Genomic DNA, 24,490 nt, shown 5'->3' on the forward strand with positions numbered 1-24,490 from the left:
CGATCCGAGAAGGATCGACACGATCCGAGAAGGATCGACACGATCCGAGAAGGATCGACACGATCCGAAACACGACACGAAAGGCCGCTCCCGCACGGGGCGGCCTTTCGTCGTTTCCGGAACCACGTTGCGTCCGGCTCACCCGGAAACGAGCCGCGGGCCGGCCGGTTAACCGAGTGGTGCCCCCCACCACGCTTCCTTAAGGTTAGTCCGGCATGATCCTCCGCATGATGCTGACATGCCTATGGTTTGCTGTCGTGCTGGCGCCCCTCCTCAGCCTCGGCGCCCTCGCCCGTGTCCGGGCGCTGGAGCTCGCGGACGCGGAGAAGAGCACCGGCGGCTACCTCTGAGATCGACGGGCGCGGGCGCGTCCGGCCGGCCTCGGCGCCTGCATCGGTGACGCCCTCGTGGGCCCGCCCCACCCGAGCGGAAGACCGGCGTCTTGATTTTCGAGACGATCGGTCTACTAAATCGGCGATGGCCAGCGCGCCCGCCCTCGATCCGCCTCCGGCACAGGCCCTCGTGCCGCCGCGCCGCCGCGGGCGCCCGCCGAAATGCGCCGCCGGCGAGAGCCAGACCCGCGAGGCGCTGCTGCGCGCGGGTGTCGTGGCCCTGTCGGAAAGAGGCTTCTCGGCCACCGGCCTCGACGCGATCCTGCGCGCCGTCGGCGTGCCGAAGGGCTCGTTCTACCATTATTTCCCCAGCAAGGACGCCTTCGGGGCCGCGCTGATCGGGCGCTACGCCGCTGCCTTCGCGGCCCGGCTCGATCGCCGGTTGCTCGACGAGAGCCGCCCCCCGCTGGAGCGCCTGCGCGCCTTCGCGGACGACGCCCGCGCCAGCATGGCCCGGCACGATTTCCGGCGGGGCTGCCTCGTCGGCAATCTCGGCCAGGAGACGGGCGTCCTGCCCGAGCCGTTCCGGGACGCGCTCCACAATGCCCTGCTCGACTGGCAGGCGCGCACGGCACGCTGCCTCGAAGCCGCGCGCGCCGCGGGCGAGATCGCCCCGGAGGCCGATTGCGCGGCGCTCGCGGCCTATTTCTGGATCGGCTGGGAGGGCGCGGTGCTGCGGGCGAAGCTCGAGCGGAGCCCGGCGCCCCTCGACCTCTTCGCCGACACCTTCCTGGCCGGCCTGCGCCGCTGAGGACCGGGGACGAACCACCACCGAGACACGCAGCGAGACGGAGGAGAGGCCGATGTTCAGAGCGATCCTGATCGAGAAGGACGAGGCCGGCTATCGCGCCGGCCTGACCGAGATCGACGCGGCGCAGCTGCCCGAGGGCGACGTGACGGTCGAGGTCGCGCACTCGACCCTGAACTACAAGGACGGGCTCGCCATCACCGGCAAGGGGCCGGTGGTGCGCAAGTTCCCGATGGTGCCCGGCATCGATCTCGCCGGCACCGTGCGGGATTCCAGCCACGCGGACTACAAGCCGGGCGACCGGGTCGTGCTCAACGGCTGGGGCGTCGGCGAGACCCATTGGGGCGGCCTCGCGCAGGTCGCGCGCCTGAAGGGCGACTGGCTGGTGCCGCTGCCCGAGGCCTTCACGCCGCGCCAGGCCATGACGATCGGCACCGCCGGCTACACCGCGATGCTCTGCGTCATGGCCCTCGAGCGCCACGGGGTGACGCCCGACAAGGGCGCGATCGTGGTCACGGGGGCGGCGGGCGGCGTCGGCAGCACCGCCATCGCCCTCCTGTCGGGGCTCGGCTACACGGTGGCGGCCGTGAGCGGACGGCCGGAGGAGGCCGCGTATCTCCGCGGCCTCGGCGCCACCGAGATCCTCGAGCGCGCGGCCTTCTCGAGCCCCGGCAAGCCCCTCGCGAAGGAGCGGTTCGCGGGGGCGATCGACGCGGTGGGGAGCCACACCCTCGCCAACGTGCTGGCCGCCACGCAGTATCGCGGCGTGGTCGCGGCCTGCGGCCTCGCGCAGGGCATGGACCTGCCGGCCTCGGTCGCGCCCTTCATCCTGCGCGGCGTCACGCTCGTCGGCATCGACAGCGTGATGTGCCCGCGCCCCGAGCGGCTGGAGGCGTGGCGGCGCCTCGCCCGCGACCTCGATCCGGGCAAGCTCGACGCCATGGCGGGCGAGATCGGCCTGTCGGAGGTTCTGGCGACCGCCGAGCGGCTGCTGGCGGGCCAGGTCCGGGGCCGCATCACCGTCGACGTCAACCGGTAGGCGAAAGCCGCGCGCGCCCGGCGCTTAGCCGGCCTCAGGCGGGCGGGGACGCGACGGCGACCGCGGGAACGATGGCGACGAGACCTGCGGTCATGCATCGATCGCCTTGCTGGAACGGGCGGCAGGGGGACGGGCCGGGACATTGAGATGACGGTCTCGTATCCATCGCGCAGCCGACGGCTCGGGGCGCGCGGCCGGCGCCAGCGGCTTCCTGCGCAAGCCCTGCGACGGCGACGCCATCATCCGCTCCCTCCGGCACGCCCCGGAGCGCCGGGCCTCGGCCCGAGGCGGGCGCCTTCAGAACGTCGGCGGCGTGCAGGCGCTGATGATCTCGCAGGGCGCACCCCCGACGCAGCGGAACCGGTGCGGACGCCGGCTCTCGAAGTAATAGGCGTCCCCCGGCCCGAGGATGCGCCGCTCGTCGTCCACCGTCACCTCGAGGCGCCCGCTCAGCACGATGCCGCCCTCCTCGCCGTCGTGCACGAGGGGCACCCGGCCCGTATCGGCCCCCGGCTCGTAGCGCTCCTTCAGGATCTGGAGCGCCCGCCCGAACAGGCTGTCCCCGACCTGCCGGTAGGAGATCGGGCCCTTGCCGATCTCGGTGAGCTCCTCTGCCCGGTAGAAGACCCGGCGGGGCCGCTCCGGCTCGATCGCGAAGAACTCGGACAGGCCGATCGGCACCCCGTCGAGGATGCGCTTCAGGGCACCGACCGAGGGGTTCATCTGGTTCGACTCGATGAGCGAGATCGTCGAGTTCGTGACCCCGGCGCGCTTGGCGAGGCCGCGCTGGGACAGCCCGTGCAGGGTCCGGACATGGCGCAGGCGCTCTCCGACATCGACGCTCAAGGCGCTGGCCCCGTTGAGGGTGTTGAGGATCGGACAACACTAGGGGGCTTGGCCCAGTCTCCGCAAGCACTTGGCGGGGCGCAGAAAAGGACTTGTTGCGGCCCCCGGAACCGGTGCCACTGGGGTGCCGCCGACAGGGCCGCCCGAGGAGCTCGACCGTGACCAGCCCGACCATGACCAGCCCGAGCCTGAAGAACGCCCCGAGCCTCGACGCCTACTGGATGCCGTTCACGGCGAACCGCCAGTTCAAGGCGGCGCCGCGCCTCCTCGCCTCGGCGGAGGGCATGCACTACACGGCGAGCGACGGACACCGGGTCCTCGACGGCACGGCGGGCCTGTGGTGCGTCAATGCCGGGCACGGGCGCCGGGCCATCGCGCAGGCGGTCGAGCAGCAGCTCCTCACCCTCGACTTCGCCCCCTCCTTCCAGATGGGCCATCCGGCGGCCTTCGCCTTCGCGGAGGCTTTGGCGGCGGTCGCGCCGGGGGGCCCGGAGGCCGGTCTCGACCGGGTCTTCTTCACGGGCTCGGGCTCCGAATCGGTCGACACGGCGCTCAAGATCGCGCTCGCCTACCAGCGGGCGATCGGGCAAGGCACCCGGACCCGGCTGATCGGGCGCGAGCGCGGCTACCACGGGGTCGGCTTCGGCGGAATCTCGGTCGGCGGCCTCGTCAACAACCGGCGCGTCTTCACGCAGCTGCCCGGCGTGGACCATCTGCGCCACACCCACGACCTCGCCCGCAACAGCTTCGTGAAGGGCCAGCCCGAGCACGGCGCCGACCTCGCCGAGGATCTCGAACGTCTCGTGGCCCTGCACGGGGCCGAGACCATCGCGGCCTGCATCGTCGAGCCGGTGGCGGGCTCCACCGGGGTGCTGGTCCCGCCGAAGGGCTATCTCGAGCGCCTGCGCGAGATCTGCACCCGCCACGGCATCCTGCTGATCTTCGACGAGGTGATCACCGGGTTCGGGCGCCTCGGGGCGCCCTTCGCCACCGATTACTTCGGGGTCGTGCCGGACCTCGTCACCACCGCGAAGGGGCTGACCAACGGCACCGTGCCGATGGGGGCGGTCTTCGCCAGCCGCGGCATCCACGACGCCCTGATGCACGGGCCGGAGAGCGCCATCGAGCTGTTCCACGGCTACACCTATTCGGGCCACCCGCTCGCCTGCGCGGCGGGGCTCGCGACGCTGGGGATCTACGCCGAGGAGGGCCTGCTCACCCGCGGGGCGGGTCTCGCGGAGGATTGGGCGAGCGCGGTCCACGACCTGCGCGGGCACCGCCACGTCATCGACATCCGCACGATCGGCCTCGTGGCCGGCATCGAGCTGCAGCCCCGCCCGGACGCGCCGGGCGCGCGCGCCTACGAGGTCTTCGTCGATTGCTTCGAGCGCGGGCTCCTGACCCGGGTCACCGGCGACATCATCGCCCTGTCGCCACCCCTGATCGTCGAGCCCGAGCACATCGCCGAGATGACCCGCATCCTCGCCGAGGCCATCGACCGCGTCGCCTGAAGGCGGCGCGGCCGGGATCCGGGTTCGGGCCGGCCGGTCAGGCCGCGGAGGCCGGCTTGGTCCGGGCGGCCGCGGGGGCGGCCCCGCCCCCCAGGCCCGCCCGCAGACGGGCCGTCTCCTCCGGCCCGAGGGCGAGGACGAGGCGGAGCGCGTCCTCCACGAAGGCCGTGGTCGACGTCCCGGCGCGCTTGGCCGCCCGCGAGACCTCGAGGCCAAGGGCGGAATCGATCGGCACCGGCGCGGTGCGCGGCCCGGGCGCGGCGGCCGGGGAGACGGTGTGTGCGGGGGAGGCGGCCGGGAGGCCGAGGGCGGGTAGGGGCTGCGGCGTGGCCTGGAGCGGCCCCGCCGGCATGCCGCGGGCCTCGCGCCGGCCCCGGGTGGCGAGGCGGTCGGCCCGCTCGTTCATCGGATCGCCGGCATGGCCCCGCACCCAGACCCAGCGCACGTCGCGGCGGGCGGCGAGCGCGTCGAGGCGCTTCATCAGGTCGACGTTCTTCACCTCGCCCGTGGTGGTGCGCCAGCCCTTGGCCTTCCAGCCCCGCATCCACTCGGTGACGGATTTCACCACGTACTGGCTGTCGCAGCGCATCTCGATCTGGGCGCCCTCGGGGAAGGATTCGAGGGCCCGGATCGCCGCGGTCAGCTCCATCCGGTTGTTGGTGGTGCCGGGCTCGCCGCCGCAGAGGTCGATCGGGCCGTCGGGCCCCGCGATGACGACGCCCCAGCCGCCCGGGCCGGGATTGGGATCGCAGCCGCCATCGGCGTAAACGACGGTTCGCATGGGCAGTGACCTGTTCGGGGAGTGAGGGAAACGACGCGACAGGGGGCCGACCGCCGCGCGGCGGGCCGGATCCCTGGATGAGCGAGCGGTCTCCACGTTAGCCGGATCCGCCCGGCGCGAAAACGCTCGGGCGCCTCATGCCCGCCCATTCCTTTCCAGATCCCTGCCCGGCGACCCGCGCCGCCGGATGGCGCCGCACCCGGTACCGTTCGGCTCTGCGCGCGTCTCCGGCGCGGCAGGGACTTGGATGTTCTGAAACGCACAATTTGTGCTCTACACTAGCGACGCCGTAACCAAGATGAAACGTTTAACTTGTTTGCAAGCACTTCGCCGCACAGTCGGACTCCCGAAATACGGACCCTGGTCATGATCGTGCTCAGCTCCGTGGTCGCCGATGTCGAGGGCGCCATCGCCAGCGGCGACCACGCCAAGCGCATGGGCATGCTCCGCCAGATGACCGACCTGTTCACCGACCAGGCGCCGCGCCTGAACGAGGCGCAGGTCGATGCCTTCGACGCGGTGATCCTGCGGCTCTCGCGCGACATCGAGACGAGGGCCCGGGCGGATCTGTCGACGGCGCTCGCCCCGCTGCCGAATGCCCCGATCCAGGTGATCCGGGATCTCGCCTTCGACCCCTCCGCCGCGGTGGCGGGCCCGGTGCTGGAGCATTCCGAGCGCCTGGACGAGCGCGACCTCGTGCAGATCGCGAGCGCGGGTGACCAGGCGCACCTGCTGGCGATCTCCCGCCGGCGCGCGATCGGCACGGCCGTGACGGACGTGATCGTCACCCGCGGCGACGAACGGGTGGTCCGGGGCGTCGCCGGCAATCGCGGGGCCCGCTTCTCCGAGGGCGGCTTCCAGATCCTCACCGCCCGGGCGCGGGACGACGTGGCGCTGACGGACGCGCTCGCGGCGCGGGCCGACCTGCCGCCGGCCCAGATGGCGCAGCTCGTCGGCCTCGCCCAGGAGCGGGCCCGCCGGGCCCTGGCGCAGGATTTCGGCGAGAGCGCCGCCGCGCAGGCGACGCGCGCCGCCGCCGCCGGCCTCGCGCCGCCGCCCCTCGACGTCACCCCGGCGGAGGTCGCGGTGGCGGCCCGGGCCAAGGCCGGCCTCGACGAGGCCATGGTGCAGACCTGGCTGACCACCGGGGAGGCCACCCACGCCCTGGTGGCCCTGGCCCGCCTCGCCGGGGTGCCCTCCGGCATGGCGGTGACGGCCCACCGGGCGCCGACGATGGACCCGATCCTGTTCCTGGTGCGCTCGGTCAAGTTCGGCTGGAAGACCTTGAAGCTGTTCCTCGCCGCGCGCAAAGGGGCGCCGCCCTCCACCGAGGAGCTGCGCAACGCCTTCCAGGCCTTCGAGGATCTCTCCGTCGCCACCGCGCAGCGCGTCGTCCGCTTCACCGCCGCGCGCGAGGCCGCGCGCGGGAAGATCGGCGAGACCGCGGACCTGTCGCGCACGGCCTGAGGGGATCCGCCGGAGCCGTCGGCTCGTTCCCTGCCCGCGGGACCTCGCGACCCCGGCACACGCGCCTGTCCCGGCGGGCGCCGAGACTGCCAAGAACCCCGCCAAGAACCCCGCCAAGAACCCGCCAAGACCCGCCACGGCAGCCCGGAGGTTCGGCCGCGATGTCCGACGAGATCGGCGAGGAGGCGCTCCACGCCCCCGCCACCCTGCGCAACCGCGATCCGATCCTGGCGGTTCTGGCCCGGGTCCTGCCGCCGGCCGGCCTCGTCCTCGAGGTCGCGGCGGGCACGGGCGAGCATGCGGTGCATTTCGCCCGGGGCCTGCCGCATCTCGCCTGGTGCCCGAGCGACCCGGATGCCCGGGCGCTGCGCAGCATCGCGGCCTACCGGGCGCGGGCCCGCCTGCCGAACCTGATGGCGCCGCTCGCCCTCGACGCCTCCGCCGCGCACTGGCCGGTGCCGCGGGCGGACGCGGTGGTGGCGATCAACCTGGTGCACATCGCCCCGTGGCCGGCGAGCGAAGGGCTGATGGCGGGCGCCGCCCGGGTGCTGGCGCCGGGCGGCGCCCTCGTCCTCTACGGGCCGTTCCGCGAACCCGATGTCCCGACCGCGCCGGGCAACACGGCCTTCGACGCGGACCTGCGGGGGCGCGACCCGGATTGGGGCCTGCGCGACCGCGCCGCGATGGCGCGGCTCGCCGAGGCGAACGACCTCGCGCTCACCGAGCGCGTCGCGATGCCGGCGAACAACCTCATCCTGGTGTTCCGGAAGCGCTGAAACCGGGGACGCCCCGCCCAGGCACGCCCCGCCCAGGATCGCCCCGCCCAGGATCGCCCCGCCCAGGATCGCCCCGCCCGGGCCGCCCCCGCCGGAGCCGGCGCCAGCCGAGCACCGTGCCCGAGAGCGCCACCACGAGGGCGAGCGCGGTGAGCGACCAGAGGGCGAGGTCCCAGGCCGGGCGGTGGCGGATCAGGAGCGGCAGGTCGAGCCGGTGCAGGGCGGCGAAGAGCCAGCGCTGCACCCGTCCGCTCCGGTCGAGGCGGTCGAGGAGTTCGCCGGTCGCGGCGTCGACGTGGAACCAGGTCGCGGCCGGATCGTCGAAGACGAGCCGCAGCACCGGCAGCACCCGGGCGTCGTGGTGGGCGTACCAGTAGGCGTCGTAGGCCGCGAGCCGCTCGATCCGGGCGAGCGCCGCCCCCGGCATCAGGCTCGGGGCGGCGGCCCGGATCGCGTCCGCGTCGACGGGGGGCGTCACGCTGCGCCCGCCCGCTCCGTCCGTCGCGACGAGGCGGGTCCGGCCGCCGAGGCGGAGGAGGCGCAGGCTGACCGTGCCGGGCGGGCTCGCCGCCTCGAGCGCCGCGCGGTCGGGACCCTCGCCGGGTGCCCCCGCGAAGCCCGCCCGCATCGCCGGCGTCGGGCTCGGGCCGGTGAACCAGCGGTTCGGGTTCATCGAGAGCCAGCCACTCGCCACGAAGCTCAGGATCGCGATCCCGCCGACGAGGCCGAACAGGTGGTGCCAGCGCGCGAAGCCCCGGTAGGGCGTGACGCTGCCGGAGCGGTAGGGCCGGCGCAGGCGCAGGCGCCAGACCCCGAGGACGAGCCCGCTGACGGCCCCCGCGATGCCGAGGCCGGAGACCCACAGCACCACGTCGCGCCAGAGCCCAGGCCGCGCCCGCAGGGGCGTCGGGTAGAGCCAGTGCGGCACGGCGCCGAGCCAGTTCCAGGCGCGCTCGCGCCGGGTGGTCTCCAGAACCAGCGCGCCGGTCGGCCCGGAGAAGTAGAGCTCGGTCCCCGCCGCGTCCCCGAGGCCGACGCGGCGCAGGGGGCGGTGCGGATCGTAGCGCCCGGGCACCGTCCACTGGTCGCGCTCCACGCTGTCGACGAAGGCCTCCGGGCCGGCCCCGAACCGGGCTCGGGCCAGCGCCAGGGCCGCCGCCTCGGTCAGCGCCGGCATCGGGGCGCCGGTCCGGGCCGAGAGGGTCCGGTGCCCGCCCTCCGGGTCGACGAGGCGGTAGACCGGCTCGTCCCCCTGCATCTCGAGCGCGAGGGCGCCCGCCGCCGCGGGGGGCGCGACGGCGACCTCCGCGAAGGCGACGGGGGGCAGGGCGGCGAGGCGCTCCGCCTCGGTCAGGCCCGGGAAGGGCACGTACATTATCACGAGCCCCGACAGGAGCCACGTGAGGAAGAACAGGGCCGTGCCGATGCCGAGCCAGCGATGGCCGAGGACGAGCCAGCGTTTGCCGGCCTTCGGGAGCGCGCGCACCGGCCCGGCTCAGAAGGCCGTCGTGAAGGCGACCTCGAAGGAGCGCGGGCGCCCGAGGATCCAGTTGGTGCCGGCCCCGTCCACCGCGTTGCCGCTGACGGCGTAGACCCTGTCGAGGAGGTTGTAGACGCGCAGGGACAGGCGCGAGCCCGGGCTCACCTGATGGTCGAGACCGAGATGGACCAGGGCGTAGTCCGGCCGCCGGGCGGTGTTGCCGAAATCGCTGTAGGTCTCGCCGACATACTGCACCCCGACCCGGGCCTCCCAGGCGGGCCGGAAGGCGTAGTTGAGCCAGAGATTGGCGACCCGCTCGGGCACGTCGATGGGCTGGCGCCCGGCATAGGAGACCACCGCGCCGTTCACCGACTGGTTGAACTCGTCGTACTGCGCGTGGAGGAGCGCCAGGTTCGCGTCGATGCGCCAGGCCGGGTTGATCTGGAACGAGAGCGCCGCCTCGACGCCTTGCGAGGATTGCCGGCCGACCTGCGTGCTGATCCCGGCCTGCCCCGGCACCGCCGAGACCAGGTTGTCCTTGACGATGCGGTAGCCCGCGAGCGTCCACTCGGCGGCCCCGCCCCAGAACAGGCCCTTGGCCCCGACCTCGACCTGCTGACCCGTCGAGAGCTCGAAGCCCGCGAGGCTCTGCGACAGGGTGATGAGGCTGCCGACCGGGTCCACCGCGGTGGCGTATTGCGCGTAGAGCGCGGTCTCGGGCGTCGGGTTGTAGACGGCGCCGAAGCGGTAGCTCACCGCCGTGAAGGTGCGCTCGAAGCTCCCCCCGGTGATCAGGTCGGTCCGCTGCAGGCTCGGTACGTCGTAGCGCACGCCCGCGAGCAGCGAGAGCCGGTCGGACAGGACCAGCCGGTCCTCGGCGAAGACGGAGGCCTGCCGGGTCTGGGTCGCGTATTTCGGCAGGGTGCCGGCGAGGTTGAGGAAGGTCCCCGGGTCGTAGGCGAGGGGGCTCACGCTGGTCTCGCCGCCATAGGGCGCGTTGTTGGTGTGGCGGAACGCGATGGCGTTGACGTCGAAACCCGCCAGGAACTCGTTGCGGAAGCCCAGGACCTCGCCCCGGACGGCCGCGTCGAAGCGGTTCCCGATCTGCTCCTGCTGGTGATAGATCTCGATGTAGTCGGAGCGGTCGATGAGGCCGGTCTGGCGGTTGAAGGCGTATTGCTCCACGTCGCGCCAGTGGCGCCGGCTCTGCAGCCGGTAGGCGGTGTTGCGGATCGTGATGTCGGCGGTGGGCGTCCACTCGGCCTTCAGCTGGGTCCAGTTGTCGGTCCAGGTGATCTTCGCGTCGCGCACGTTGTAATTGTTGAAGCGCAGCGCATCGAGGATGCGGCCCTGGACCAGGGGCGTGCCCCAGTAGCGGGCCGGCTCCTGGTAGCCGAGATCGTGGCTGAGGGTGATGTCGAGGTCGGGGGTGGCCCTGAGCGTCACCGCGCCCGAGACCGCGAGGTTGCGGAAGTCGCCCTCCGGGGCGATCCAGCCCCCGGCCCGGTTGCCGCTGACGTTGAGACGGTAGGCCAGCGATTCGCCGATCGGACCGCCGGAATCGACGGCGAGGCGCGCGATCCCGTCCGAGCCGAGAACGGCCCGGGCCTCGTTCAGAGGCGTGAAGACCGGCTTCTTCGTCACCACGTTGACGACGCCCCCGATGGCGCCGTCCCCGTAGAGCACGGAGGCCGGGCCGCGCAGCACCTCGATGCGCTCGATGTTCCAGGTATCGAACGGGAAGGTGACGGTGCCGGCGCCGACGTAGAGCCGGGTGCCGTCGTAGAGCTGCTGGATCGAGTTCGGGCCGGCGAAGCCCCGGGCCGTGAAGGCGCCGTTGCCGTTCCCCGGGGAGGCGATCGTGGTGATGCCGGTGGCGTTCTGGGTCACCGCCTCCACCACGGTGTTCTGGCCGCGCAGGCGCGCGGTCTCCCCCGCGATCACGTCGACGCTCGCGGGCGTCTCGAGGGGCGTCAGGCCGAGGCGGCTGGCGCCCCGGTCGGGGGTGCGCAGGTTGAGCCCGGTCGGCGCGGTGCCCGACCCCGCGACCGAGAGGGTGTCGAGGGTGACGCCGGCGGGCCCGCCTTCCTCGGCGCGGGCCTCCGCGAGGCAGCCGGAGGCGAGCAGGAAGGTGAGCGCGCGTGCGGGGGCGTTCCGGCCGCGGGACCGGTGGGAGCGGGATGCGATGGACATGGTTCGGCGGGGATCGACCTTCGGAGCGCGGCAGCCGGCCCGAGACCTAGCGCAAATGTAACTTTGTTACAATTGCGCTCCGAACGCCCGGTCCGGCCCGGTCCGGCCGCGCCGGGGCCGGCCGCGCGGGGCGGCACGGCGCGGGGACGCGCGGGGGCGGGCAGGGGCCTTGCGGCGGAAACGGACATGGGCTCGTGCGGAACGGGCTCGGCAGTGGCACGTCACCGCGAACGAGGCCGGCCGGCACGCCGCTTCCGGCGCAGGGCTCGACACCCGTCAGGACACCCCGCCCGACGCGCTTCGCGTGTGACCACGGCTGACGGCAGGTCTCCTGGCTCGCGGGTCGCTGCCCCTCATCGTCTTCCCAGGCCGATCCGCCCAGTGACGTGTTGATGGAGGCTCGCCGCTCACAGTTGCGGGGGCAGCCGCGGCCTCGGAGCAAGCTCCTCACCGCGTTCCCTTTTGATCCTCGATGAGGAACCGTCCGGCGCAAGCTAGGCCGTAGAGGGCGGCCGCGTCAACGCGCGACGGCCCGGCGGTGCCCGGAAAGGTGGGGATTGGCAGGAACCGCCCGCCGCTCCGCGCATTGACTGTTCATTGGAGTTGTTCTAATTAAGAACTGTACGGAATCGACGGGCCCCGAGGGCCCGCAGCCCACCATACGGAGATCAGACCCATGGCCACCTCCCAGAACGCCGCCTGCCAGAGCTGCCGCTTCTTCGACGACCACAAGCTGAACGGCGCCACCGCCATGGGCGACGAGGGCCTCTGCCGCTTCAACCCGCCGGTGAGCCAGCCGGCTCCCGAGTCGAAGGGCCTGTGGCCGGTGGTGGCCGCGCAGGATTGGTGCGGTCACTTCACCGCCGAGATGACCGCCGCCGAGTGATCGGCATCCGGATCGGATCCGGGCGGAAGGGCCGGCGCAGGCGCGCCGGCCCTTTTTCGCGTCCGGGACAGGCCGGCGTCCCGGGCGGGTCCGCCCGCCGGGAGCGTACCGCCGCGCCCTGGCGGCGGGATTGGCGGATTGGCGACACGCCTCGGTCATGATCCGGTCACCTTCGCGGACGATGGCGGGGCCTTGACGGGAGCGGCGTCGCGTCGGCGGTGCCGTCTCCGCTGCCGCCTCGCGGCTCGGTGCGATGGGAGTTCTCGTATGACGTTTCGACGGATCGGCGCTGTTGGCGGACGCGTGGCCGCGCCGCTCATCGCCCTCGCGGCCCTGACCGGGCTCGCCCAGGCGGCGGCCCCGGCCGACCCGAGCGGCACCTGGCTGACGGAGGACGGGCGCGCCCGCATCCGCATCGAGAAATGCGGCCCGCAGGAGAAGAGCGTCTGCGGCTTCGTGGTCTGGCTCAAGGTCCCGCTGAACGACAAGGGCCAGCCCCGGGTCGACTTCAAGAACCCCGACCCGAAGAAGCAGGCCCGGCCCTCCCTCGGCCACCAGCTCATCATGGGCCTGAAGCCGAACGCCGATGCCCGCTACGAGGGCAAGATCTACAACGCCGACGAGGGCAAGTTCTACGACGTCACGATCTGGACCGAGCAGCCGACCGAGCTCTCGATCCGCGGCTGCATGCTGGCGATCCTGTGCGGCTCGCAGACCTGGAGCCGCGTGACCGACACGGCGCTCGGCCAGCTCACCGGCCCCACCAACGGCCCGGGCGGCCCCCGCACCGACGCCGAGTGGGCCCCGAAGCCCGCCGCGGCCGCGTCCGTCCCCGGCACCACCGGCACGGCGGCCCAGGCGGCCAAGCCCGCCCCGAAGCCGGCGGCCCCGAAGACCGCCACCCCGACCGCTCCCCCTCAGGAGTGAGCCCCGCGCGTCCTGCTCAAGGCGGGACGCGACCACCGCCAGAGCCCCCCGCAACGCCCCCGCCGCACCGGGACAAGTGAGGCGGGCCGACCGCAATCGATAGGCGTTCGACGCGCTCGCGCTCGGCTCCGGCGCCAGCCATCCGCCCTCTGCTCACCCCGTGCGCGCCGAGCGGAGGCGCGAGTCCGGCGCGCCGTGCCTCTCACGTCGCGCCGGACAAGTCCTGGTCGCTGGCGATGATCTCGAGCGTGCGCAGGATGGCAAGGCCGATCGCGTCGGCCTCGACCCGGCCCTCCGGCGTCGGCGGCAGAACGGCGACCGTCTCGACATCGTCAAGCGCGCAGGCGCCGACGAACACCCGGAACACGAGCCCTTCCGGCCCGGTGTCGTCCTGCACGAGGCCGACCCGGTAGCCGGCCTCTTCACCGTAAAGCGCGAGCGCCTCGACCACCTGTGCATCGACCATCTGCGCATCGTCGGCTGCGGGCTCGTTGCGGCGCTTGCCGCCGAAATCTGGGCGAATGACGTTGCTCATGCGCGCCTTCTATCGCGGTCAGCGCCCAGGTGATGCCGCCGGCATCAACTTTCAACTGCGGCAGCGTGCCGAGCGTCGATGTCGGGACGCCCCGGCACCATCCGATCGGGGGCGATGCGGGGCGGCGGCGGCAGGCCGCCGGTCCAGCCGTCCAGCATCCCTGAGGGTTCGTCAGGGAGATCGCCATGGCCCGTGCCTGCAGCCATGATCTGCGTGTTCGCGTCCTGGACGCGGTGGGCGCCGGTCTGTCCCGCCGGGCCGCGGCCCTGCGCTATCGGGTCGGCATCGCCACGGTGATCCGCTGGGCCGCGCACGCGACGACGACAGGAGAGACGCGGGCTCAGCGTCAGGGCCGCCCATCCGGCTCCACGCTCGACGTGCACGAAGCCTTCCTGCTCGCCCTCACCGAAGAGAAGGACGCCATCACGCTCGCCGAGATGCAGGAGCGCCTGCGTGCCGAGCGCAGCGTATCGGTCGGATTGGGCACGCTCTGGCGGTTCTTCGCCCGCCGGGCGGTGACGTGGAAACGGTGACGTGGAGAAAAAGTCAGCGCACGCGGCCGAGCAGGCTCGCCCGGACGTGGCCGCAGCGCGCGAGGCGTGGTTTGCCGCGCAGCCCGACCTCGATCCCGAGCGCCTGATCTTCGTCGACGAGACGGGGCTGTCCACCCGCATGGCGCGCCTGCGCGGTCGCTGTGCCCGCGGTCAGCGCCTCCGCTCGGGCATCCCGCATGGCCATTGGCTCACGACGACCTTCGTGGCGGGCCTGCGCCTGTCGGGGATGAGCGCGCCGATGGTCCTCGACGGTCCCATGACGCGGGACTGGTTCCTCGCCTACGTCGAGCAGGTGCTCGCCCCGACCCTCAGGCCCGGCGACACCGTCATCCTCGACAACCTCCCCGCCCACAAGGGCGCAGCGATCGAGGCCGCCATCGCGGCGCGCGGAGCACGGCTTCGCTTCCTGCCGCCGTACTCGCCCGACTTCAATCCGATCAGGGGATACCCCAATCGACCTGTCGATTGGGGACCCCCTCAGATGGCCTTCGCCAAGCTCAAGGCGCTGCTGCGCAAGGCGGCCGAGCGCACGGTCGAGCGGCTCTGGACTGCCGTCGGCGATCTGCTCGACGCCTTCACGCCAGCCGAGTGCGCCAACTACTGCGCCGCCGCCTGTTACGAGCCGAATTAGGTGGAAAATGCTCTAATTGTTATTTTTCGTGGTATAAGATAATGCGTTTTCGCAAATGATGTGGTATTACCAATAATGTATCCCGCATAATTTCGCAGCTTGACTGACGTCGATTTCAGGACCCGTGACTAGACTTTCTCTGAAGCCTCACTTCCGTCGATGATGGGCGTTCCGGCCGCGTTTTCGATGTGGATAGGACCGCATGCGCCTGGTTGGCGCCGCCGGTTGCCGAGGCAACGAGGCCAGCCTTCAGCGGGACGCCCGCAGTCCCGAGCGCTCTCAATCGGCCCGGTGGCGCTGAGCCAGATCGGCGAGGACGCGCGTCGAGAGATAGGGCTGATCGTGGTGGCTCACGAGGTTCGGGCTCTGAAAGCCGAGATCCGGGAGCTTCCCGCCGCAGGCGTCCCGAACCCGCTCCTTCTCGCGGTTGAAGCGGGCGTCATCCTGCGGGGAGGTGTCGAACGTCCGTGTCGCGCCCTCGTGGTGGTAGAGTTCGGCGTAGGGCGTCCAGAGGACGCGATAGCCCGCGGCCCGCGCGCGCAGGCAAAAATCCACGTCGTTCCAGGCGACCCGCAGCGTCTCGTCAAGGCCGCCGAGTTCGTCGAAGGTCGTTCGCCGAAAGGCCATGCAGGCGCCCGTCACCGCGGAGACGGCGCGGACGATGCGAAGCTGGTCGAGGTAGCCGGGGTCCCGGCGCGGCGTCCCCCGCCACCCGTGCCGTGCCTCGCCGTCCGGGTCGATCTCGATGCCGGCGTGCTGCACCCGATCATCCGGGTAGGAGAGCTTGGCGCCGACGACACCGACCTCGGGCCGCCATGCCTGCGAGACGAGCTCGTCCAGCCAGTCGTCGTTGATCACCACGGTGTCGTTGTTGAGGAGCAGCAGGACGTCGCCATCCGTCTGCGCCGCCCCGACATTGTTGCTGCGCGCCCAGTTGAAGACGCCCGCGCAGGACGCGGAGCGCAGGCGAGGATCCGAGGCGGCACGCGCCAGGAAGGCGTGCGTCTCCGGCTCGGAACTCTCGTTGTCGATCACGAGCACCTCGAAGGCGGGATAGCGGGTCCGCGCGAGCAGGCTCTCGATGCATGGTCTCAGCAGGTCGACGCGGTCGCGGGTCGGCACCAGGATCGAGACCTTGGGGGTGCCCGGGTACCGGTGGTGCAGGCGCAGGATGCCGGGCGCCGCGACCGCCGCCGCGACGGAGCGCCGCCCCGTCTCGTCGAGGAAGCGCCGGACGAGGGCCGCCCCGGCCTCCGAGAGGGCGTCCGGCGCGCGCGCCGGGAGCGCCCGCCTGTGGACGAGAACCAGCGGCGCGTTCCCGATGCGGGCGGGGCCGGCGCGATGGCCGATGCGCAGGAGCAGATCCCACTGCAGCAACTCCCGCGCGTATCCGGGCGCCGACGGCCCGCGCCAGCCGCCGCAGGCGCCGATCAGCCTGCTCCTGAAGAGGACCAGGGCGGAGGGCGGACGGGCGAGGCCGGCATCGGGGTCCCAGCGGCCGTTGAAGGCCGGGTCCCGCCGCCCGCCGCCGCAGGCTCGGACATCCTCGTCGCACAGGAGGACGTCGCGCTGCGCCAGCATCGGGAGCACGGCCGCGAGCCTCCCGGCCGCGACGACGTCGCCGCGGTTGACGAGACAGGTGAAGGTTCCCCGGCATCGGCGCTGGGCCCGGCCGAGCACCGCCTCGGGCGTCCGGGACCGCCACGCGCTCACCATCGTGAGGGAGCGGGTGCGCAGGCTCCGGCAGAGCCTGCGGCAGAACAGGGTGCTCGCCGCATCGACCGGGGCGAGCACGATCTGGCCGTAGGCCGCCATGTCCCGCACCTGCCGCGACAGCAGGCTCTGCTCGTCGGGATCGAGCGGCCGGTCGATCAGGACGATGACCGAGAGCGAGGCGTCCGGGACAGGATCGCCCGGAGGCACGGGCTGCTCGGCGCCCAGGCGCTCGCGCTCCTCGTCCCACCAGGCGTAGAGGTGCGGGGCGTGGACGGGCAGCCCGTGCGGGTAGACCGCCGCAAGCACGGAGTGCCGGCTCGCGGCCTCGGGCGAGGCGACGAGCGCGACCGCGAGGTCGGCCAGGGCCAGGCCGCGCTCCCCCGCATCCGGCAGGCGGCCGGCGGCCTGCCGGCAGAGGAGGGTGGCGCCGTCGCCCGTGCCCTGCAGCGACCGGAACTCGGGCGAGTGCAGGAAGTCCTCGGCGATGGATCGCAGGCCCTGTCCGCCGCGAAGATGCCGGACGTAATGCCTGAGCCCGTCCGGATCCGGATCGCGCCCGAGCACGACCCGGTACAGCAGGGTCAAATCCGCCAGGATGCGGCACTCGGCCGGGCTGACCGGGTAGGTGAAGCCGAAACCGGCCCGGGCGCCGAGGTCCCGGATCACCCGGTCGCGCGCCGCCACGGCGCCCAGGCCGAACGCGTCGGTCTCGCCGGCCCGGACCCGCAACCGATCGAAATCCTCCTGCCGGTGCGCGGTCTCGTAGACGATCTCCAGGGCGAAGTGATCGTACTCGACCCGGCCCACGCGGCGCGCCAGCTCGGCGACCCGAAGCGGGACCGGCATCCCGGGCGGGCACACCTCGCCCTGTCCGTCGGACGGGTCCGGGCCGAACACCTCGTCGAAGGCGGCCGCGTCGAGGTTCGCGAAGTGGCGCAGGAGCTTCGTCATCTCGAAAGCCGAGCGCAGGTGGGTATCGGGGCGCGGCGCGCTCATGTTGGCGTCGCCCGCCCGGATCCGGAAAGCCGTCAGCGCCGCATCGAGCACGTGGATGTTGCGGCCGGCGACGAGCATCCGGATCCACATGTCGAGGTCCTGGTAGTTCGTCAGCCGCGGGTCATAGGCGCCGACCTGCTCGTAGGCCTCGCGGCGGATCATGGCGGTCGGCGCGCACAGGCAGTTGCCGTGGAAGAAGAACTGCCGGAGCCACGCGCGCCGCGAGAAATCCGGCAGGCGCAACGGCGCGCGGAAGTCGTTGAAGGGCACGGTCGGCGTGCCGCCCTCGTCGACGGCGAGCGGCATTCCGAAGACGATCGAGACCTCCGGGTTCGCGTCGAGGAAGGCGGCCTGGGACGCGAGGCGGCCGGGCAGAGCCCAGTCGTCGGAGTTCAGGATCGCGAGGTAGCGCCCGCGGGCGCGGGCGATGGTGGCGTTCATGGCCCCCGAGATGCCGCGGTTCTCGGGCAGCACCGCGAGGTGGATGCGGGAATCGTCGAAGCTGCGCACGATCGCGGCGGTCGCGTCGGAGGAGGCGTCGTCCGTGACGACGATCTCGAAATCCTGGAACGATTGGTCGAGGATGCTCCGGATCGTCTGCGCCACGTAGGGCGCGTGGTTGTAGCTCTTCACGAGAACCGACACGCTCGGCGCCGAGGCGGCCCGCACCGGAGGGGCGGGGGCGTCGCCCGCCCGGACCGTGCCGGGCCGGGCGTCCCACCAGAGGGGCCGGGCCGCTTCGGCGGCGGGATCGAACCCCGCCCCGGACAGGTCGCGCGATTCGCGCTCCATCTCGTCCCAGAAGGCGCGCAGCCGCTCCGGTCCCCAGAGGTAATGCTGGCCGTAGCCGTTGCGGCGATCGATCGTGCCGAGGCGCTCGGCCTGAGCCGCCTCGCGCGCGGCGTTCCGCGCGAAGCCGAGATGCTTGTAGTGCCAGAGCATCAGCGCGTCCCGGGCCGGCAGGCGGAGCCTGCCGTCGGGCTCGGCGGCGTGGCGGCCGGCGGTGAAGCCGCTCTCCCGAAGAGCCTCGGGCCGGAAGACGCTCAGCTTGTTGAAGGCGATGCGGGGCCTGCCGCGGGTGACCCGCTCGACGAGGAGGCCGGAATCGTCGGGCATCACCGGATGGTTCATGTCGAAGCCGAGCGCCGGGATCAGCGTGACGCCCTGCGCCGCCTGCGCGGCGAGGTAGTCCCGCATCGTCCGGCCGCGGAGGTGGAGGTGCTCGTCGATCGCCGTGACGACGACCCAGTCGGCCGCGCCGCGGCTCTCCTTCCAGGCCTCGTCCTGCATGGCCTTGTGCGAGAGCACGAAGGATTCCGCCTCGACGCGCGCGAAGCTGCGGAGCTCCACCTTCGGGTGGGCCCGCAGCAGGTCGAGCGAGCCGTCGGTCGAGCCGTCGTCGTAGACGACGTAGCGGTCGACAAAAGGGTCGTAGTGCCGGAAGAAGAAGCCGAGCATGTCGGCCTCGTCCCAGCAGACGGTGTAGAGGTGGACGACCGGCGTCCTCACGAGACCGCGAGCCCCTTGTAGCCGCCGAGATCCGGGCGGACGATCCGGGCCGGGTTGCCGAGCACCAGGGCGCCGGCCGGCACGTCGCGGGTCACCACCGCGCCGCCGCCGACCACGGCGTTCTCGCCGATCGTCAGCTCGGGCAGGATGGTCGCCCCCGCGCCGATCACGGCGCCCCGGCCGATCGTGACGTGCCCCGCCACGACCACGCCGGGCCCGATCGACACGAAGGGACCGAGCCGGGCGTGATGCCCGAGGCTCGCCCCGCGGTTGACGAAGACGAAGGCGCCGAGGACCGAGCCGCTGCCGAGGCTGCAGCCGGCATTGACGTAGCTGCCCGGCCCGGCCTCCATCCGGCGGGGCGCCGGCACGCTCGGATCGATCAACGTGAAGGGATGCGCCAGGCCGGCCACCGCCGCTTCGAGGGCGGCCACCTGCCGGTGCGCCGGCGTGAACAGGGGCACGAGGAACGGGAGGGCCCGCAGGGCGTCGTCGAGATCGCCGACCGCGCGGGCGGGAAGGTCCGCGGGCAGATGGCACGCGCCCGGCCGATTGCGGATGCCCGCCGCGACGGGCAGGCCGGCCCGGTGCAGGCTCTCCTCGACGTCGATCAGGACCGGCGAGCCGGTGCCGAACAGGAGGACGCCGCTCATCGGGGCCCCGCCGCGCGGACGCTCATCGGGGCCTCGCCGCGTGGAAGCTCGACACCGCCGCGACGATCCGATCCACGCCCTCCCGGGCGACCTCGGGCTGGATCGGCAGGCTGAGGAGCGTCCGGCTCAACGCGTCCGTGACGGGCAGGGGCCGGGCCGCCCCCTCGACGAAGGCCGGGTGACGATGCAGGCCCGGCGCGTAATGGACGGCGCTGCCGATGCCGGCCGCCGCGAGATGCCGCATCAGGCCGTCGCGGTCCGGGTGGGTGAGGGCGAACTGGTGGTAGACGCAGCCATCCGCCTCCGGCGGCAGCCCGAGGGCCGGGCAGGATCCGAGGGCCGCGCGGTAGCGGGAGGCGATCGCCCGGCGCTCCGCGTTGCCGGCCTCGAGATGGGGCAGGAGGGCCAGGAGGATCGCGGCCTGGATCTCGTCGAGGCGCGCGTTGAAGCCGAGCGTCCGGCTGACCCGCTCGCCCGGCGCGAAGCCGTAGTTGCGCAACGATCTCAGGCGGTCCGCGAGGCCCGCGTCGTCCGTCACCACGGCGCCGCCGTCGCCGATGCAGCCGAGGTTCTTGGTGGGGTAGAACGAATAGGCGGCCGCGTGACCGAAGCCGCCGAGCCGGCGCCCATCCAGGGTGGCGCCGTGCGACTGCGCGCAATCCTCGATGACCGCCAGGTGATGCCGGTCCGCGATCGCCATCAGCGCCGGCATGTCGCATGGATGCCCGAAGAGATGGACCGGCAGGAGAGCGGCCGAGCGCCCGTTCACCGCGTCGGCGACGGCCGCCGGATCGATGCAGCGGGTCCGCGCATCGACCTCGACGAAGCGGGGCTCGGCGCCGCATTGGAGGATCGCCTGGGCGCTGCCCGCGAAGGTCAGCGACGGCAGGATCACCTCGTCGCCGGGCCCGATCCCCAGAGCGCGCAGGCACAGCGTCAGGGCGTCGGTGCCGGATGCCACCCCGACCCCGTGGCGCCCGCCGCAATGCCGCGCGAACGCCGCCTCGAAGGACGCGACGGCCGAGCCGAGGATGTAGGCGTCGCCGCCCAACACCGAGGCGATGGCCGCCTCGACCTCGCGCCTGAACCGGGCGATGCGCAGGGGCGGTGCCGCCTGCGGGATCACGCAGCGCGATCCGCGGCCACCATGTGCGGCTGCGCGCGATCGTAGTGCCGGGTTTCGCTGTAGCGCGCCGACGCGAAGACCAGCAGCACCGTCCTCGGCTCGAACTCGCGAAGATGGATCAGGATGCCGGGCTCGATCCAGAGTGCCTGGTCCCGGTCGCGCAGGCGAATGGCCGTCCGCTCCGAACCGTTGTCGACCTCGACCAGGACGGACCCGGAGAGGGGCACGATGAGCTCGTCGCAGGAATTCGCGTGCCCGCCGCGAACGACGCCCGTCCGGTCGACGCGCAGGAAGAAGATGCGCTCGGCCGGGAAGGGAAGATTGCCGGATTGCTCGAAGGCGACGAGTTCCCCGCGCGCGTCGGCATGCACGCGCTGGGACAGGAGACGGACGCCCGCGATGAGGTCCCTTCCTGAGGGGGTTGCCCGCATTCCGTTCTCCCTGGGTATTGGATCGAATTATGGTCACAACCAAGAATGACAGCAAGTAGTTCTGATGCAACGTACAACATCTACATTCCGGCAAATCGAATATTGAACTTTGGCAAGTTTTATTGCCGGTTTATCCCAAGACGTCCGGACTGGCAGGCCATGGAAGTCCGGACTGGCAGGCCATCGGGGCGACCCTTCGCGGAAGGCCGCGCGACCGCGTCCGCGCCTCGCATGCGGCATCCCGCCGAGGCTGGGGCATCCTCGCCCGCAGCGGCCTTCGGGGACGATGCGCCCGGGGCACCGGCGCCATCCGCTGATCCGCGACGGCGACGCCGTCGTCATGGGCGGCGACGATTGGGCGGCGACGATTGGGCGGCGACGATTGGGCGGCGGCGATTGGGCGGCGACGATGCGGCGAGCCTCCTCGACGCTGAGGCCGCAGGCGCTGGTCATCCCCTGGAGGGCACCGAGGGCGCGGGCGTATTCGGGACGGTTCGGGCATCCGGGAACGCCCCATGCCGCGGCCGCGGCGGGCACCGCGCCCCCCGTCGCGAGGGCCAGAAGGGCAACACCGTGCCTGAACAGCACAGCCGATGCTCCGTGCGGTCGATCCCCGAACACCCGCCGCCGTCGATGCGACGTCCCGGATCCCGCAGCAGACCCTGGGTCCTGTCGACCGCGACCGGCGCGCCGTCCCGCGAGACCCGGGGCGAGACGGCGCCCCGACCGCCTGATATGCCGTGCCGGCCGGGAATTCTCCGAGGCTCCGGCTTGGCAAACGTGGCGGCCGTGTCGATCGCAGGCGCCTTCGCCATTGCCCGTCCCGCAGAGAGATGTGAGATATCCCTGATGCAGGAGACGGGAAAAGGCCGACAGCTGCAAGGCATGGCGGAGGCGCATGCGATCCGGCGCAACGCGCCGCCGCCCTACCGGGGCGGCTGCCTCTGCGGGGCGGTGCGCTACGTCGCCGCCGCCCCGACGCTCGGCGCGCGCATCTGCCATTGCGCGACCTGCCGCGCCGCCATGGCGGCGCCGTACCTCGCCCAGGCGCAGTTCCCGCGCCGGGCCGTGAGCTGGGAGGGCACGACGGCGCGCTGGCGCTCGTCGGACCGGCTCTATCGCCATTTCTGCCCGCGCTGCGGCACCCGGCTGTTCCTGGAGCCGCGCGACGCCCCGCGCCTCGGCATCCCGCTCGCCACCCTCGACGACCCGGCCGCGATCCAGCCCGAGATGCATGTCTGGACCTGCGAGGCGCTGCCCTGGGCCCTCGGCCCCGACGCCCTGCCGCGCTACCCGCAGGGCTCGCCGCTGCCCTACCGGAAGCCGGCCGGGGCCTGAGCCCGGCGGGCGGGGCGCGCGCCCCGCCTCAATCCACCAGGGCCGCGTAGGTCAGCACCCGCAATTCCCGGCGGATCGGCAGGGCCGAGGAGGGAACGAGCTGGGTCAGCAGGACCACGGCCATGTCCTCCGCCGGGTCGATCCAGAACGCCGTGCTGGCGACGCCGCCCCAGGCGACCTCGCCGGGGGAGCCGAGGATCTGGGCGCGGACCGGGTCGAGCATCACCGAGAAGCCGAGGCCGAAGCCGATCCCCGTGTAGGAGGATTCGGCGAAGCGCGGCGTGCCCATGCTGGCGAGATCGCCGGGCAGCTGGTTGGCGAGCATCAGGGCGACGGTCTTGCGGCCGAGCAGCCGCACCCCGTCGAGGGCGCCGCCCCCCAGGATGAAGCGGCAGAAGCGCAGGTAGTCCGCGGCCGTCGAGACGAGGCCGCCGCCGCCCGAGGCGATCGCCGGGGGCCGGGCGTAGGGCGTGTCGACGGAATCGTCATAGAGCTTGAGGCTGCGGTCGCGGAACAGGGTGTAGTTCGCGGCGAGCCGCGGCAGCTTCTCGGGGGGCACGAAGAAGTCGGTGTCGACCATGCCGAGGGGCCGGATCACCCGCTCGCGCAGTACCTCGGCGAAATCCCGGCCGGTGACCACGGCCACGAGGTGGCCGAGCACGTCGGTGGCGACGCTGTAGTTCCACTGCTCCCCGGGCTGGGACAGGAGCGGGAGCCGGGCCACCCGCCCGACCACCTCGGCGAGGGTCGCCTCCGGCTGGTGGAAATCGACGCCGTTGCGCCGGTAGAGCTCGTCGACGAGGGTCGCCTCCATGAAGCCGTAGGTGAGGCCGGAGGTGTGGGTGAGGAGGTCCCGGATGGTGATCGGGCGCCGGGCCGGCTCGCTGTCGAACTTGTTGCGGTTGCCGCCGGTGAGCACCCGCATCTCGGAAAATTCCGGCAGGAAGCGCGCCACCGGGTCGTCGAGCTGGAAGCGGCCCTCCTCGTAGAGCATCATCACCATCACCGAGGTGAGCGGCTTCGTCATCGAGTAGATGCGGGTGAGGGTGTCCTCGGTGAACGGGGTCCCGCGGGCGAGGTCGGCCCGGCCCGCGGCCCTGGCATAGGCGGTGCCGCCCCGGCGCGAGACCGTGACGGAGAGGCCCGCGAGCTTGCCCTCGGCGACGAGCCGGTCCATCCAGCCGTCGATGCGCCCGAGCCGCTCGGGGCAGAGGCCCAGCGCCCGCGGGTCGGCCCCCGCATCCCCGTCGTTCCGATCCTGACTGTCCTGCCTGTTCTGCCTGTCCTGCACCCCGCCCTGCATCCCGCGCACTCCCTCGCTCGCCACCGGATCGCTGCCGGTGTAGCGGCGGTCCGCGCCGGCGACAAACCGGCGCGTCACCAGCCCATCGTGCCGGGGCCGCCCTTGAACGGCCCGACGACGCCCGGGGTGATCCAGCCGCCGTAGAAGCCCCCGGGCTGGGGCTCGGCCCGGACCGCGCCGACGTAGCAGGCCTCCATCGGCCCGGCATGGAAGGCGACGTAGCCGGCGATCGGCCGGAATCCGGGGGTCGGGTCGAGATAGGCCCAGGCGGCGCCGGGCGCCCGGACGTCAGGCGCCGCCTGGGCAGGCGCGCCCCCGTGCCCGCCCGCACGGACATCGCCTCGAACATCGATCTGGACATCGAACAGCACGGCGCGGCCCTTCCACTCGCAGATGCCGGCGAGGCGAGGCGGCCCGAGCGCCCCCGCGGCCACGTCCCCGGGCGGGAAGTAATAGGTCGGCGGGTGGCTGGTCTCGAGGACCCGGAAGCCCGCCAGGGTGTCGGCGATGGTCCGCCCGCCGAGGATCACCCGCAGGCGCTCGGCCACGGGCTCGAGGCGGGGCGGGCGCGGATAGTCCCAGACGCTCTCCTGGCCGGGACCGGGGGTGAGGGGAGCCGGGCGCATGGCATGTCCTGTGCTCAAGGGATGTC

General features: G+C 72.7%; 20 protein-coding genes, 1 pseudogene and 1 riboswitch. Of the genes and pseudogenes, 10 read left to right on the plus strand and 11 right to left on the minus strand.

The features are described 5' to 3' along the window. Positions 1-227: 227 nt before the first annotated feature. The 3 genes from F6X51_RS28930 (at position 228) to acuI (ending at position 2,179) form a co-directional block, all read left to right on the plus strand. On the plus strand, positions 228-350 hold the full coding sequence (locus F6X51_RS28930; RefSeq protein WP_281407655.1) for a hypothetical protein: 123 nt from the start codon (positions 228-230) through the stop codon (positions 348-350). A gap of 127 nt (positions 351-477) precedes the next feature. After that, on the plus strand, positions 478-1,143 hold the full coding sequence (acuR, locus tag F6X51_RS21970; RefSeq protein WP_150965821.1) for an acrylate utilization transcriptional regulator AcuR: 666 nt from the start codon (positions 478-480) through the stop codon (positions 1,141-1,143). 52 nt (positions 1,144-1,195) lie between these two features. Further along, on the plus strand, positions 1,196-2,179 hold the full coding sequence (gene acuI / locus F6X51_RS21975) for an acrylyl-CoA reductase (NADPH) (protein ID WP_150965822.1): 984 nt from the start codon (positions 1,196-1,198) through the stop codon (positions 2,177-2,179). Between the two features lie 297 nt (positions 2,180-2,476). On the opposite strand, the gene F6X51_RS21980 is transcribed toward acuI, so the two are convergent. Further along, the gene (locus F6X51_RS21980) at positions 2,477-3,025 is read right to left on the minus strand and encodes a cupin domain-containing protein (RefSeq protein WP_150965823.1); all 549 of its coding nucleotides are present in this window, start codon (positions 3,023-3,025) and stop codon (positions 2,477-2,479) included. Positions 3,026-3,198: 173 nt separating this feature from the next. On the opposite strand from F6X51_RS21980, the gene F6X51_RS21985 reads away from it, so the two are divergent. Beyond that, entirely contained in the window at positions 3,199-4,536 is a 1,338-nt protein-coding gene (locus F6X51_RS21985) for an aspartate aminotransferase family protein (RefSeq protein ID WP_150965868.1), read from the plus strand. Between the two features lie 37 nt (positions 4,537-4,573). Here the strand turns inward: F6X51_RS21985 and rnhA are convergent, their stop codons facing one another. Further along, complete coding sequence (gene rnhA / locus F6X51_RS21990) at positions 4,574-5,317, minus strand: ribonuclease HI (RefSeq protein WP_150965824.1); 744 nt, start codon at positions 5,315-5,317, stop codon at positions 4,574-4,576. A gap of 366 nt (positions 5,318-5,683) precedes the next feature. On the opposite strand from rnhA, the gene F6X51_RS21995 reads away from it, so the two are divergent. Beyond that, on the plus strand, positions 5,684-6,784 hold the full coding sequence (locus F6X51_RS21995) for a DUF2336 domain-containing protein (protein ID WP_150965825.1): 1,101 nt from the start codon (positions 5,684-5,686) through the stop codon (positions 6,782-6,784). A gap of 161 nt (positions 6,785-6,945) precedes the next feature. Then, positions 6,946-7,560, plus strand: a complete 615-nt coding sequence (locus tag F6X51_RS22000) for a DUF938 domain-containing protein (RefSeq protein ID WP_150965826.1) — start codon at positions 6,946-6,948, stop codon at positions 7,558-7,560. Here the strand turns inward: F6X51_RS22000 and F6X51_RS22005 are convergent. Together F6X51_RS22005 and F6X51_RS22010 are read right to left on the minus strand one after the other, a co-directional pair. Further along, positions 7,535-9,046, minus strand: a complete 1,512-nt coding sequence (locus F6X51_RS22005) for a PepSY domain-containing protein (protein WP_246696949.1) — start codon at positions 9,044-9,046, stop codon at positions 7,535-7,537. The two genes, F6X51_RS22000 and F6X51_RS22005, sit on opposite strands and share 26 nt — an antisense overlap. Before the next feature lie 9 nt (positions 9,047-9,055). Next, a complete protein-coding gene (locus tag F6X51_RS22010; protein WP_150965827.1) occupies positions 9,056-11,233 on the minus strand; it encodes a TonB-dependent receptor in 2,178 nt (725 codons plus the stop codon). A gap of 304 nt (positions 11,234-11,537) precedes the next feature. After that, positions 11,538-11,733: riboswitch (cobalamin riboswitch) on the minus strand. A 176-nt stretch (positions 11,734-11,909) separates the two neighbouring features. Between F6X51_RS22010 and F6X51_RS22015 the strand changes: the two genes are divergently transcribed. After that, entirely contained in the window at positions 11,910-12,119 is a 210-nt protein-coding gene (locus tag F6X51_RS22015) for a hypothetical protein (RefSeq protein ID WP_150965828.1), read from the plus strand. Between the two features lie 267 nt (positions 12,120-12,386). After that, the gene (locus tag F6X51_RS22020) at positions 12,387-13,046 is read left to right on the plus strand and encodes a DUF2147 domain-containing protein (protein ID WP_150965829.1); all 660 of its coding nucleotides are present in this window, start codon (positions 12,387-12,389) and stop codon (positions 13,044-13,046) included. Positions 13,047-13,248: 202 nt separating this feature from the next. On the opposite strand, the gene F6X51_RS22025 is transcribed toward F6X51_RS22020, so the two are convergent. Next, positions 13,249-13,581, minus strand: a complete 333-nt coding sequence (locus tag F6X51_RS22025; RefSeq protein WP_150965830.1) for a hypothetical protein — start codon at positions 13,579-13,581, stop codon at positions 13,249-13,251. A 185-nt stretch (positions 13,582-13,766) separates the two neighbouring features. Here F6X51_RS22025 and F6X51_RS22030 point away from each other — a divergent pair. After that, positions 13,767-14,766: pseudogene (locus F6X51_RS22030) on the plus strand (IS630 family transposase). Positions 14,767-15,045: 279 nt separating this feature from the next. On the opposite strand, the gene F6X51_RS22035 reads toward F6X51_RS22030, so the two are convergent. Genes F6X51_RS22035 through F6X51_RS22050 form a run of 4 tightly spaced genes read right to left on the minus strand, consistent with a single transcriptional unit; the run spans position 15,046 to position 21,197 of the window. Beyond that, positions 15,046-18,987, minus strand: coding sequence for a glycosyltransferase (locus F6X51_RS22035; RefSeq protein WP_150965831.1), 3,942 nt, complete (start codon positions 18,985-18,987; stop codon positions 15,046-15,048). Beyond that, positions 18,984-19,640 carry an LbetaH domain-containing protein gene (locus tag F6X51_RS22040; RefSeq protein ID WP_150965832.1) on the minus strand — a complete coding sequence of 219 codons (657 nt, stop codon included), beginning with the start codon at positions 19,638-19,640 and terminating at the stop codon, positions 18,984-18,986. The genes F6X51_RS22035 and F6X51_RS22040 overlap by 4 nt, the downstream gene beginning before the upstream one ends. A gap of 22 nt (positions 19,641-19,662) precedes the next feature. Next, positions 19,663-20,766, minus strand: a complete 1,104-nt coding sequence (locus F6X51_RS22045; RefSeq protein WP_150965833.1) for a DegT/DnrJ/EryC1/StrS family aminotransferase — start codon at positions 20,764-20,766, stop codon at positions 19,663-19,665. Next, the gene (locus F6X51_RS22050; protein WP_150965834.1) at positions 20,763-21,197 is read right to left on the minus strand and encodes a sugar 3,4-ketoisomerase; all 435 of its coding nucleotides are present in this window, start codon (positions 21,195-21,197) and stop codon (positions 20,763-20,765) included. The genes F6X51_RS22045 and F6X51_RS22050 overlap by 4 nt, the downstream gene beginning before the upstream one ends. Positions 21,198-22,046: 849 nt before the next feature. Here F6X51_RS22050 and F6X51_RS22060 point away from each other — a divergent pair. Further along, a complete protein-coding gene (locus F6X51_RS22060; protein WP_246696950.1) occupies positions 22,047-22,535 on the plus strand; it encodes a GFA family protein in 489 nt (162 codons plus the stop codon). A 28-nt stretch (positions 22,536-22,563) separates the two neighbouring features. On the opposite strand, the gene F6X51_RS22065 is transcribed toward F6X51_RS22060, so the two are convergent. Both F6X51_RS22065 and F6X51_RS22070 read right to left on the minus strand, forming a co-directional pair. Beyond that, positions 22,564-23,916: a serine hydrolase domain-containing protein gene (locus F6X51_RS22065; RefSeq protein WP_246696951.1), complete on the minus strand. Its 1,353-nt coding sequence runs from the start codon at positions 23,914-23,916 to the stop codon at positions 22,564-22,566. Then, complete coding sequence (locus F6X51_RS22070) at positions 23,913-24,464, minus strand: DUF427 domain-containing protein (protein WP_150965835.1); 552 nt, start codon at positions 24,462-24,464, stop codon at positions 23,913-23,915. The genes F6X51_RS22065 and F6X51_RS22070 overlap by 4 nt, the downstream gene beginning before the upstream one ends. Positions 24,465-24,490: the final 26 nt, after the last annotated feature.

Origin of the sequence: Methylobacterium planeticum, from assembly GCF_008806345.1 — a bacterium.
In the GTDB taxonomy this organism is placed as follows: domain Bacteria; phylum Pseudomonadota; class Alphaproteobacteria; order Rhizobiales; family Beijerinckiaceae; genus Methylobacterium; species Methylobacterium planeticum.